The sequence below is a fragment of the Vibrio sp. 2-Bac 85 genome (genome assembly GCF_037546705.1).
GTDB lineage: Bacteria > Pseudomonadota > Gammaproteobacteria > Enterobacterales > Psychromonadaceae > Psychromonas.
Genome location: NZ_JALAAB010000022.1, coordinates 33204 through 46674 on the forward strand (window position 1 = coordinate 33204; position 13471 = coordinate 46674).

Annotated in this window: 10 protein-coding genes; all 10 read right to left on the reverse strand. The window is 39.1% G+C overall.

All coding sequences use genetic code 11. The features are described from left to right. Positions 1–17: 17 nt before the first annotated feature. Entirely contained in the window at positions 18–905 is an 888-nt protein-coding gene (locus MT390_RS17990) for an efflux RND transporter periplasmic adaptor subunit (protein WP_499442532.1), read from the reverse strand. A gap of 171 nt (positions 906–1076) precedes the next feature. Beyond that, positions 1077–3221 carry a site-2 protease family protein gene (locus MT390_RS17995; protein ID WP_499442534.1) on the reverse strand — a complete coding sequence of 715 codons (2145 nt, stop codon included), beginning with the start codon at positions 3219–3221 and terminating at the stop codon, positions 1077–1079. Between the two features lie 3 nt (positions 3222–3224). Next, positions 3225–5198: an efflux RND transporter periplasmic adaptor subunit gene (locus MT390_RS18000; RefSeq protein ID WP_499442536.1), complete on the reverse strand. Its 1974-nt coding sequence runs from the start codon at positions 5196–5198 to the stop codon at positions 3225–3227. Positions 5199–5646: 448 nt separating this feature from the next. Further along, positions 5647–5964: an antibiotic biosynthesis monooxygenase family protein gene (locus MT390_RS18005; RefSeq protein WP_166370729.1), complete on the reverse strand. Its 318-nt coding sequence runs from the start codon at positions 5962–5964 to the stop codon at positions 5647–5649. A 104-nt stretch (positions 5965–6068) separates the two neighbouring features. Continuing rightward, the gene (locus tag MT390_RS18010) at positions 6069–6359 is read right to left on the reverse strand and encodes an Rdx family protein (RefSeq protein WP_166370731.1); all 291 of its coding nucleotides are present in this window, start codon (positions 6357–6359) and stop codon (positions 6069–6071) included. A 177-nt stretch (positions 6360–6536) separates the two neighbouring features. Next, entirely contained in the window at positions 6537–7664 is a 1128-nt protein-coding gene (locus tag MT390_RS18015; protein ID WP_166370733.1) for an ABC transporter permease, read from the reverse strand. Continuing rightward, positions 7665–10463: a ribosome-associated ATPase/putative transporter RbbA gene (gene rbbA / locus MT390_RS18020; protein ID WP_499442540.1), complete on the reverse strand. Its 2799-nt coding sequence runs from the start codon at positions 10461–10463 to the stop codon at positions 7665–7667. A gap of 68 nt (positions 10464–10531) precedes the next feature. After that, positions 10532–11560, reverse strand: a complete 1029-nt coding sequence (locus MT390_RS18025) for an HlyD family secretion protein (protein ID WP_499442541.1) — start codon at positions 11558–11560, stop codon at positions 10532–10534. Positions 11561–12023: 463 nt separating this feature from the next. Next, positions 12024–12356, reverse strand: a complete 333-nt coding sequence (locus MT390_RS18030; RefSeq protein WP_166370737.1) for an antibiotic biosynthesis monooxygenase family protein — start codon at positions 12354–12356, stop codon at positions 12024–12026. A 101-nt stretch (positions 12357–12457) separates the two neighbouring features. Continuing rightward, entirely contained in the window at positions 12458–13426 is a 969-nt protein-coding gene (gene rlmF / locus MT390_RS18035; protein WP_499442543.1) for a 23S rRNA (adenine(1618)-N(6))-methyltransferase RlmF, read from the reverse strand. Between the last annotated feature and the right edge of the window lie 45 nt (positions 13427–13471).

A 13471-nucleotide genomic window follows, 5' to 3' on the forward strand; every position in this document is an offset into this window, starting at 1 on the left:
CCTTGAACCATGTGACATTAGTTGGTGCTTGCCACAGCAACAGCGTTAAATTTCATCTCACATTTTAAACCAGCGGGGATTTTAAACTCGGGATTGGGTAATTCTAACCTAACCCCAAAAGTACGACTTGCGGCATCGCCCATTCGATCAACGGCAACAACCTGCGCTTGTTTGGGATCATCTGAATATAACTCTGGGTAAACTAAACCGACCATACCAATCTCTATTTTTCCAAATAGCTCCATTGGCACGATGGCTTCAATCAGTAAAGGGTCAAACTGTGCAATACGAACAATAGGGAGATCTTCTACATATTCACCTTCTGCCTTGAACTTCTGAATCACAAAACCATCAAATGGCGCGCGAATAGTTTTTTGCTTTACTTGTTCCTTAGCCCGTTGCAATTCAAGTTTTCGCACTTTTTTCATATCTTTTGCTTGCTGCACTTCCCAATTAGATAACTCGACTTCTCGATCCGCTTCATCTTTACTTTTGTAAGACACAACGTTACGTTCATACAGTTTGCCAATACGAGCTTGATATTTTTCATCAAAGGCCAGATTTACTTTGCTTAAGTTAATTTCTGAATCTATGTCTGCACGCACTTTCGCTAAGGCTAATGAAGCCCGTTCAATGCCACTCTCTAAGGTAGCAATGACCTGCCCTTTCTTGACCCAGTCACTACGTTCAACTTTTACAGCATCAAGCACACCGGAAACAGCGCTGCTCACATCTACAACTTTATAAGGATTAATGACACAATCTACCGGTTGGAACTCCTCCGCTACGGCTAAATCTGTCGCGACAACAGAAACAAAACCGATAACAATAAAACGTACTGAGGCTAACATTTTTTCTAAACCGGTAAGGGCAGAGTTTAAATACTGATTGCTTTTTAAATTCATACTGTTATCCATGTATGCGGAAATTTATTTATCTATAAAACCATTGTAGTTTAAAATACGAAGAATACCTAAAAAGTAGTAATGGTTATTTAAAAATCAGGTGAGAATTACAAATATGATGGGGAGCAAATTAATAGCGTTGACTTGTTAGCTAAGTACTTAGTCTTTATTTTATTGAAAATGAGTGGAGATGGAGAGTGTGAGTGTTCGGAATAGGTAAGCGGCGAAGCTTTCTGGTTGATGATTAACTTTCACAATAACTTTCGCGGCTAAATAGTGCTCAGTATAATTTACAAACATCAATTCAACTTGATACACAGCCTCAAGCACTGTTCGTCCCTCTTTATCTCGAGCATCAACGAGTATTGCACCGCCACCAGCAGTCCCTAGTTTAGCACTCGGTAATTGGAATGACGCCTGTGGAATTTCTTGTCCAGTCGTAGCATTGAAGGTTGAAAAAGGCTGACTATTTAACTTAACCTGCCAATTGAGCTGCTTAATTTTAAGTTGTTCAAACTTATTCTGAGGAATAATCGCTTTGACAGACACTTTATTTAGGTCAATAACAAAACCTAAAATATCTCCTTTACGATAAAAACGACCGGGCATATCCAGTGCTTTGGGGATAGATATCACTCCGGCCAATTCACTCTTTACCACTAAGCTATCAATTTCAACTTGTATATCCGCTAGCGTTGCTTGAGCATGTTGAATATCTAATTTAATAACCTGAGTTGCCAAAGGCCCTTCCATAAATGCTTGATTTTCTCGCATTTCAAGTTCCGCTATTTGTGCTTGAATCAATTGTTTTTTAGTTACTAACTCTGGATTTTCAAGTTCAAATAAAATATCGCCGACCTTCACTTTATCATTATTATTTTTCAATACTGCTTTCATAAAACCGTCACTTTTTACTCGTATAGAGGCGGCTTCTGGTAAGGTTGCAATCCCTTCAATATGTGAACTCCAATGCAAAGGATAAAAGAGCAACAACAAAAGCAATGAAACGATTGGTAAAGTCGTTAACGTTAATCGCTTAAATCGACCGTGTGCTTTTGCTACCTTAAGTAATGCGGTAAGTGCTGAGAAAGTCGGCCATAGCAGCTGTTGTATCAAATACCATACAGCTAAAATAACGCCGATAATAAAATAATGGCTAGCAACAAAAAAAGCGATGCTAAAACTGATAAGTAGCTTGTAAATACCTGCTGCTACACCATAAAAAACGAACCAACTACGTTCTCCATCGGCGGTTAATGGACAACAATTTACTAAAGCTGAGCGGTCCAACCCCAATAGAAAACGCTGACACAGATAGCCAAGATATTTATTTGAGCGACTCGCGAGATTAGGAATTTCAATCGCATCAGAAAAGACATAATAACCATCAAAGCGAAGCAAAGGGTTACCATTCACAAACAGTGTCGACAACCCTGCGACAACGGCAATATTAAAGGCAATATCACGCCCAATACCGTCATCCATCATCGACCAAATAATAATGCCTAAGGCCGCTAATAATAACTCAATAAAAATGCCCGCCGCGGCGACCATCATACGTTGATGTTTATTGCTAAACTGATGGCTAGTGGAGGCATCGACATAGGGGACCGGCATAAACACGATAAATAAGACTCCCATATCATGCACTTCACCGCCCCAATATTTGGTTGAAATCGCGTGCCCTAGTTCATGAATAAATTTAACCAAAGGATATAACAACCAGATAAGAACTAGGTTTTGAGGCCCCATAAAGCGTACCGAAAAATGCTCTGCCAATGCTTGCCAATGACCTAAAGCAACACTGCTACCCAACACAATTAAGCATGCACTGAGTATCAATACCCAGCGATTAAATACTCCTGTCAATAAAGGCGTAACCTTCTCAAGCCATAGGTCAGGATCCCACAACGATAACTTAAATGATAAAGGGCGCGACCAAATACGCATTTTTTTCTGTCGTTGATGTTGGCTATAGCGCTGATAAAGATCCTGAACAGAAACAGGAATGTCACCTTGTAATAAACCTTTCAGCTGAAGCGTAGCAATAACGTTAATAATATCGACGTGTTCAAGCGTTTGCTCCCCCTCGAGGTCGAGACAATGCTGATAGGCTTGTTCAATACTATTTGAGCCGTCAAGGCATTGAATAAACTGAAACACCAATTCCGTGCAACGAAAATGCGAGCTCGACAGCGTATCCGCAACAATATGCCATGTTCGTTGACGATACACATGCTGATAAAAAGTCACATGCGACCGAAGTTTAGGTTTAAGCTGGGCAATTGAACCCCATGTCTGTTGGTCAACTCTCATGGTTTAAGGCGTCCATGACCAAAGCCACAAACGCAACCAGTCTGTTAAGCGGTGTAGTCCTATCCAAGCCAGACTTTTTTGACCCACTTCTATTTTCCCTAACCCTGCCATGCCAGGACGTAATAGTATATTGTCAGGCAAATGCTCAGAGGAAAGGCTTGCTTCGGTTCGATACCAAGTGTAATCCCCTTCTTGCTCATAGACGATAGCCACTTGCTCGATCGTTAACGGTATAGAGTGATTAGGGTAAGCGGTTAACATCAATGAACCTTTTTGCCCTGTTTGCAAATATGCGATATCACGTTCATGAATTTTTAATACCACACGGTAATCATCTAACGGGGCTACCTCAAAAAGTACCTGCCCTTGTTCGACGGGTGCCCCTAATGAACGAGACAAATCCCCCTCAATAATAATTCCAGATAATGGAGAAAGTAGTTTGGCGCGTTGTAGACGACTATCAGCTTGATCGATATGTATGTCTGTTTGTGCAATTTGTGCTTTAATAATCCGTGATTTAGCATGGCTTAATGTCGCAAGTTCCTGCCGATATTGCTTTTGATATTCTTCTTTTTTACTCAACCAACCACGCTTTTCTAACTGTAAAGGACGATCGTCAAGTTGAGCCAATAGTTCCCCCTTTTGTACTTGCTCTCCTGCACGCGCAAAAGCGCTGTCGATATAACCGTCAAAGGGTGCAACCACTGCGCGTTGTATACGTCCCTCAAGCGCTGCCTCGGTACTCACTCTGAAGTCACTATCAATAACAAAGGTCATCATCAATAACAAAATAACACCAAACGCTAAAGGTAATTTACCAAACCTACCTTGATTTAGCCGCGTTAAATAAGCACGGGAACGACCCATTATGTGTTCTGGAATACTTTGAGTACCGCGTTGATGCAACCCTACTAAGGGGCCCAACATGCTAGCTAAGAGAGTAAGCTCAGTTAAATATTTAGAAGCCATAAGCTTGGTGTCAGCATGATCATCTATTGTATTTTGATAAGCTAAATCCTGTTCAAGCTTTTCTTTGTTAGATAGCTTTTCGTTAGACAGTTTTTTGGTGGACAGTTTTTTAGTAGACAGAGCTTGTGATTGAAATTCACATAATAATATTGCAATCGTTTGTGCATTATTTTTAAGCGGTATAGAGATTAAGGCGTTATTCTCATGTTGTACATGTTGTAATAGTAATCGCTGATGTTCTGGGTAATCAGTAAGTTCTTCAACCTGTGAACTTAGAAAATATCGTCCTTCTGTTTCGTTTTTCACTTCAATCATCGCCTGTTGTAAATTAACAACTAGGTTACTACGCTGATCAAAATGAGCACTATGTGACAACACTTTTACTTCAACGTCGTTGCCATTAACGATACCTAATGAGACTCGATCAAACGGCCAACAACGTGAAACTTCATTGACTAACGTCATGTTAGCTTGTTGCGTTTCGGAGCAAGACAAGATCGCCTGAATAATCACTAAATAATTTGAAGGGATTTGCTTAGGCTGCTCATGATGATGCTTCTCAGACTTTTCTTTTAATGAGTCCTGTGGCTGTCTGACAGTATCGCCAGTTTTTTCAATATTGTTTAATAATAATTGTAACCAACTTTGCCCCCATTTCAGCATCTGTAACAACACCGCTTGTTGATTAATTTTAGCTTCGACCTCAAGGATCACTGCACCAGATGAATCGGCACAAAAGGAAAGCGGAAAAGCAATGATCAGTGTGTCATTAGATTTTTTAGCCGTATTGTTATCTCTGGACAACGGTTTACCCATGGTCACTACTGGAGATAATTGAGCTTTCAATAAAGGCAAACTCTGCAATAACCTATCACAATCAATGGATTGGTTCGGCCAGTAAGCAATCGGTTGATCATCACTACCTTGATGAAAATGCTTAACAACTATTGATGCTTGAACATTTGGAATCATCAAGCATAGTTGTTCAAGCCAATTCTGAATTATCACTTACATCAACTTCCTGTAGATAAATTTATGTTCGCAGAGACGAACTAAAGTGCATAGCCATTTGACTTGCCTCGAAAAGGTAAGCAAAAAATATTGAGAATATAATCTCAATACAGAACAATTATTAAATAACAGGTTTAATATTTAGAAAACTGGTAAACGGCCACAATAAAACTCTATATTTAATACTCAAATAGGGTTAATCAAAGAGAGTATATACCCGTTATCATTCAAAGCACAAAAATCACAACGGCCTTGAGATATATAACTTTTAAGTATTTATACAATAAGCGATATTAGCATAGACCATTGAATGACGATTGCATCATGGATGAGGAAAATATAATGCTAGATAGTATCTACTTTCAATCAGTTAACCGTTCGAAAGTAGAATTAATAAGATGTCTAAGATTACTTTTATAGTAACATCAAGAAAAATGTATTGTGATTAAATACCATAATCACGCTCTACTTTTGAAATACGTACTTTGAAACTATCGTACCAAGATTTACGTCCTGATTTTTGAGCCTGTAGATGTTCGCTGTTAGCTTTCCATTTTTTAATTGCCTCTAAATCAGCCCAGTAAGAGACGGTAATGCCCAACTCCTCCCTCGCGGATTCAATCCCTAAAAAACCTGGTTGCTGCAGCGCGAGTTCAACCATTCTGGCAGCCATCTCATTATAACCGTCCTCTTTTTCAGTACGAGTAGAAGTAAAAATCACTGCATAATAAGGCGGAGTAGGTGTATTCGCGATTGCTGACATAATGGCTCCAGAGAATTAAATGTACGCAATAAAAACATACAATAAGAGTGAAAAAATAAGTATTTTGTAAGCTTATATATCCTGCGTAGTGACATAATGAATAATCAAGACACGCTTTTAGTCGCTTTACGATCAATACAGCCTAAGTCTTTATCTGGGGCGATAACATCTCTGACCAACTGTTTTAATTCGGTTATTTCGGGGAAGCCGCCCTTCTCTTTACGAGACCAAATAAGCGTACCATTTGCGAACATTTCAAATATGCCACCTTCTCCGGGTAATAATGACACCTCATCTAACTCGTTTTCAAAAGTGCTTAATAACTCTTGGGCCATCCACGATGAGCGCATTAACCAGCGACATTTTTTACAATACTTAATTTCTATTTTATTCATGGGTGTAACGCTCCAAAGATAGATTCAATCATTAAAAATAAATAATACTTCAACATCAAGTTTATTACGTGAATTATTGTGTTACACGAACAATTTTTTACTTGAGGTTAAGCAATAAATCGCCAATATTATTGTTCAGCCAGCAGGTTCAACTTTGAAGTACCCGTTTTCTTTGTCTCATTTACTAACCGAAATGGACCGTCGGAATAATGCCAAACTTGCTGATAAGAAGATCGCCCCAAGGCCAATAATAATCAACAGCTCAGACCAAATGATACTCAAACCAGCTCCTCGAAAAGCGACCGCTTGAAAGAAAGCCATATAATGGCGAGAAGGAAAAAACCAAGTTAAAGGTTGTATGATCATCGGTTGACTCTCAATCGGAGTTAATCCACCCGAAAGCATCATCATAGGCATGATCACCATCATCAGTAACAATGCAAACTGCGCCATTGTTCGTGCAATCGTTCCCAAAAAAATACCAATGGCAGCGGAAGCAAATAGATAGATACCAGTTCCGCCAAGTAATAACCATCGAGAACCTGCAACCGGCACATCGAGTAGACCTTCGACAACAAACAACATCGATAACATAAACGCGACAAGAATAATTAACCCATTCGCCCAAACTTTAGCTATCGCAATTTGAAATGAGGTTAACGGCATAACCAATAGATGTTCGATGGTCCCATGCTCACGTTCACGCAACAAAGCTGCACCTGTCAATATGATGGTGAGTAAGGTTATTTGATTAAGTAACGCATTAATTGCACCAAACCACATTCCCGTTCCATTAGGGTTAAAAGCACGCCGCTGAACCAGTGTCACAGGATAAGTAGTAACCTTATCAGAACGATTTATAAAATGATTTACCTCACTGGTAACGATACTCTGAATATAACTATTACCAAGACTTGCCTGTGAAACAGCAGTGGCATCAATATCGATTTGCACACTGGGTTGGTTACCTTCGCGCACCTGTTTTTCAAAATCAGGTGGAATACTCACCACAAACATAAAGCGGTCGTGATCCATTGATTGATCAACTTGATCTGGGCTAATTAACACCGGTACTTTAAAATAAGGAGGATAAAGAGCACTGGCAATACTCCGAGAGAGTTCAGAATGATCTTCATCGACAATCGCAACCGATGCATTATTTACCGACTCACTCATCGCAGTCGCCTGAGTGTAGATGTCTAACGTAAATGCAAATACGATAAATCCAACCACAAAAATATCAGCAAAAACACTACGCAACTCTTTAACGCCAAGCCAGAAGATATTAATCCCAGTTTTGAACATTTAGGCCTCCTGTTTTTTCAAAATAGCAGCCGCAATGACTAAAAATATCGGTCCAAAAAGAGTCAATATAAGCAAGTCGCCGGTTAGGTCAGAGAAACCTAACCCTTTGGTGAATGCAGCGACACTCAAATGCATATAATAGGTTGCAGGCCAAACAGAGCCAATAAAATTACCAACTCCTTCTAAGGTGGAAGTCGGTTGAATCATTCCCGAAAACTGAATCGTCGGCATCAATGACAGAATAGAAGTAGCAAATATAGCGGCAACTTGAGATTTAGTCAGCGAAGAAATTAGTAAACCAAAGCTAGTCGATGCACAAACATACAAAAAAGCACCCAAGGTTAATCCCAATAAACTTCCTTTTAGAGGAACCTGTAACAGAAAGACAACTAACAGCGTCAAAATTACAAAATTAGCCATTCCTATCGCAACATAAGGAAGCTGTTTACCAATCAAATATTCAAACCGGTTGGTTGGAGTAACATAAAAGTTAGTAATTGTTCCAATCTCTTTTTCTCGCGAAATACTAACCGCCATCAAAATAGCTGGGAACAAAAGTAATAACAGAGCGGGGGTTTTAGGGCCAATTGAATAGATAGTTTCAAAGGACGGGTTATAACGATAACGAGATTCGATTAAAACATGTGCAGCAGCACTAGCGTCAATACCAGCATTGGTAGCAAGTTCTGTAAGATAATGGAGATGACTGCCTGCTACATAACCGGCGATAGTACTTGCACGAGTGGTATTAGCACCGTCTATCCATGTTGATATAGTTGTATTTTCACCCTTTTTCAGATTACGTCCAAAGCTAGGAGGGATCTCAATAGCGAGGGTAATATCATTAGACTTTAAGCGCTGTTCAAGTTGGTCTTTGCTATATAAGACAGGTTGTTCGAGAAAATATCGTGAGCCTTCAAAATTACTTAAATATTGTCGACTTTCAGGTGAATGATCCAAGTCTAATGCCGCATAACGTAAGTCTTCAACATCGAGAGAAACACCATAAGCAATAACGATCAGTAAAATCGCACTGCCAAAAAAGGCAAAGGCTAAACGCACTGAGTCTCGCATTACTTCCATTGTTTCAAGATAACTATAAGCGAAAAGACGCTTAAGGCTAAACTGACCAGTAACAGAAAAGCCTTTTTTTGATCTTGTATTAAGAGTTACATTAGGAGTTGCATTAGATGTTGTATTTGATGCAATGCCAACTAAATCAGGAGGCACTTTCGTTGTGCTGGAGTTTTTAGAGACTGTTTCAGCAATGCCTTCTTCAATATAACTAATAAAAGCCGCTTCTAAAGAATCCGCGCCCTTCGCTTCAATTAAGTGTTGAGGAGTATCACAAACAAGTACTTGACCTGCATTCATCAATGAAATGCGATCACAACGTAATGCTTCATTCATAAAATGTGTTGAAATAAAAATAGTCACTTTATCGTGGCGAGATAATTCAACTAATAATTGCCAAAAACTATCCCTTGCAACGGGATCTACACCCGAAGTTGGTTCATCGAGGATCAACATTTCAGGCTCATGAATGACCGCCACTGCAAGGGAAAGACGTTGACGCATACCAAGCGGGAGCGATGATGAAAGGGAGTTCATATGTTTACTTAAATCAAAACGGTTAACCAAGGTAGCAATACGCTCAATCGTTTTTTTAGCACTGAGATGAAATAAGCGAGCATGTAATGTTAAATTTTGCTCCACGGTTAGTTCACCATAAAGTGAAAAGGCTTGTGACATAAAACCAACACGATGCCTGATTGCTAAGTTATTGGCATCAACTAGTTTACCAAATAAGAAAGCTTCTCCCTCTGAAACGGGCAACAAACCAGTTAACATTTTCATGGTGGTGGTTTTACCACATCCATTCGAGCCAAGAAAACCAAAGATCTCGCCAGCCTGAATTTCAAAACTAACATTATTAACGGCAACGAAATCACCAAAACGCCGAGTTAATCCCTGTGCTTTAATGGCTACAACGCCTTGTTTGTTGTCTAAAGGAGGGATCACCAGTTCGTTCGCTGTACCTCGTTTTTCTTTAGGTAATAAACGAACAAATGCAGTCTCGATATCTTTTGCACCTGTTTTAGCTTTTAGTGCCAGTGGAGTCCCGGTATCAATAATTTTTCCATCATCCATTGCCACTAACCAATCAAAACCTTCCGCTTCATCCATATAAGCGGTGGAAACAAGCACACTCATGCTAGGGCGTTCGCTACGAATATCTGTAATTAACTGCCAAAACTGGCGACGAGAAAGTGGATCAACCCCCGTGGTTGGTTCATCTAATATCAATAAATCAGGATCATGGATAAGCGCACAACAAAGCCCTAATTTTTGTTTCATCCCGCCTGAAAGTTTACCCGCAGGACGAGATAAGAAAGCGCTAAGCCCCGTTGCATTAGTGAGCCTGTCAATACGGGTTTTGCGTTCAGTACTGCCCTGCCCAAAAAGTTTACCAAAAAAATCAAGGTTCTCTTCAACGCTAAGCTCTGCATAAAGATTTTTTCCAAGCCCCTGTGGCATATAAGCGATACGCGGTCCGACACTGTTTCGATGCTGCACTGAACCCATATCGCCCCCAAGTACTTCGAGGTAACCTAACTGCAGCTTACGCGCACCTGAAATCAATCCCATCAAGGTAGACTTACCGACACCATCAGGCCCAAGTAAACCGACCATTAAACCCGCAGGTATATCTAACGTGAGATCATTAACAGCAGGCTTATTTCGATAGCAATGTGTTATCCCCTTAAGACAAATAACGGGATGATTTTGTGCAACCATAATAACTCCATCAATTTATAACTAATTGACATTTACTCTTGTTGTCAAAGCAACATTTACAGTAGTTGTTAATCAACATTTTCTGTAGATTTCTGATCGACATTTGAGGGTAATTTCTGAAGAAACTCAGGCCATACAGATGGCGCTTCGCCAGGCAATGGTGTCAATCGAATATAAGCAACACCACGAATACCCGTTTTCACTCGCTCAATATAATTCAAAACCAATTGTTCAGGGACTCGCACTTTGACACGAAACATTAGCTTTTCTCGTTCACTTTGTGTTTCAACCTGTTTTGGCGTAAATTGCGCCTCCGGTGAAACAAAACTCACGGTTGCAGGAATAGCAACATCAAGCACATCTAGCTTAATTCTAGCTTCAGCACCGATGGCAATACGATGAGCCTGCGCGGTGGGTAAAAAAACCTCCATATAAACATCAGCGAGATTGATCAGCGTCAGCACTTTACCACCACTGCCTAACACTTCACCGGGTTCTGAAAGACGATATAACACTCGACCAATCGTTGGTGAAATCAGTGTTGCATCATCAAGTTGAGTTTGAATTTCAGTGACATTTGCATTGGCAGCATCGACATTGCGTTGTCGTGAAATAAGCATCGCTTGAGCTGCATCTAGGTTTGCTTTAGCCACTGACACATTACTGACTCGAAGGTCATAATTTTCTTTGCTGGTATGACCTTTATCAATCAACGCTTTAACACGAGCAAGCTCTTGTTTTGCAAGAAGTTGTTGAGCCTTGTTCATTGAGATCGATGCTTGCGCAGAAGCAACAAGGCTTTTAGCACTGGCAACATCGGCTTCTGCACGAAGTTTCTGAGCATATAATTGAGCAGTATCAATCTGTGCCAGTGTTTGATCTGCTTGAACAAGATCCCCTTCTTTAACCAGTACCGTTTTAACACGGCCTGCGATTTTAGTGGATATATCAACCTGAACGGCTTCAATTCGTCCATTACTCACCGCAAAATCAGAGGCTAATTGTGGCGCTTTAAATGATTGCCACAGCCACCAACCTGATATAATGACCAGTATTAATACAGAGCCACCTATTAACTGTTTTACACTTTTATTCATGTGCTAAAACCTCGCTATATTTCAGTTCTTTATCACCTCTAAATTGTAGTCTTCTCCTCTGCAAATAAAAACCAATACATTCACAAATTAAAATATAAATTTTATTTTTATTTTATATATTTACAAGGGGTAATTGAAGAGGATAATAGGTAAAGATCACCCCCTAAATTAATAAAGAAAAGTAAGATAAAATAAACGAAAAAGTTGGATCTGAATGTTTTAAGCTATTTTAAATCTTCATTTATTAATGCATCTTGATAGCTAAGGAAAAGAAAAATAATAGCGAAGTAATATTGAGATACCGTTAAATTACTTATTTAAATGGGTAGGAAAATTGCCTATTTAAATGGCTAGATAATAAAATGTAACGCCCATTGAAAGCTCAACAATAAACAAACAATGTTATCGATGAGCTTACTAGACCCTGCACTGAAATCAGCTTATTTAATTTAAAAAATGCTTATCAATTGCTATTAACTGCAGTATAAGTTGTCGTTTTTAATAAGTCAGTGTCCAATATTAATTTATGAAGTACGGTTGGTTTTCCTATTTTCAGAGTGGCTCTCATTCTATCTCTGGCTTGATTCTTATCGATAGGCCAATAATGATCATTTTCATACACATCTAAACTTGGCCATTGCGCATAGGCGATAAATTTTCCATTCTCTGAATGGTGTAATATTGAACCTAAACTACCAAAGTGCTGATAAATCAACTTCGTTGTTTCAGCCCATGACGCTTTAAATTGCTCTTCCATACCATCAATAACATCAAATTCTAGAATCACAGCTAGCATTGAGTTTCCTTTTAATATTTACTATGTCCGAGTCATTAAAAGACTTAGCTTAATTAACAGATGGTTTATTTAGCTACCATTCAAAGAGTTAAATAAATCAATTAGAAAATTTGCTGCCTTTGTTGTTGGTCTAAATAAGTCCATGCAAGAAAGCGGCTTATTTTATGCCCCTGTGACATCTCAATCACTTTCACTTGTTGAGGACTGTGCTTTTCTAGAGCTTTTTTCAAAGGGTTCACATTTTCACTTTTAGAAAGTAAACAAGTGAACCAACCAACTTGCTCTTTAATCTGCGCACTTTCAGCGATCATCTGCTTCACAAAAGCAATTTCACCACCAGCACAACTTAACTCATGCGATTGCCCAGAAAAATTTAAGTCAGTATCATTGTTAATTTTTTTATTCGCATTAGATAGTGCATGCTTACCAAGATTTTTTTGTTTTAATAAACTACCTGCAGTTGCTGCCTCCATTGAGGCATGAAAAGGAGGATTACACATCGAAAAAGCAAATTTATCCGACTTTTTCACCATACCCAATAAGATTTGTTGTGTATTTTTTTGTTCACGAATAGTAATTTTTTTGCTGATATTTTTGTTCGCATTAACTAATAATGTCGCTGTTTTCACTGCCAACTTATCAATATCAACGCCAACAAAAGACCAATCGTAGCTACGACTACCTAGAATAGGATAAATACAGTTTGCACCACAGCCTATATCTAATCCTTTAATATGACTACCAGTAGGAACTCCTCCTACAAGATCCTCACTTAATAAATCAGCAATGTAATGTATATAATCCACTCGTCCTGGAATAGGTGGGCATAAATAACCAGCGGGGATTTGCCAAAAACCTATTTGATAAAAATGCGCTAATAATGCTTTATTCAATAATAAGACCGATTGTGCATCACTAAAGTTGATACTTAAGTCACCTTTAGGGTTTTGTATCAAACAAGCCGCTAGTTCAGGGCATGACTTAACCAAAGCCGTAAAATCATACCGACCGATATGCTTATTACGAGGATGTAACGCGCCTTTACTGATTTTATTCTTTTTCACTTTCATCCTATTTCACTGCCATCATTTTTATGATTTTTATCACGGTGCCGG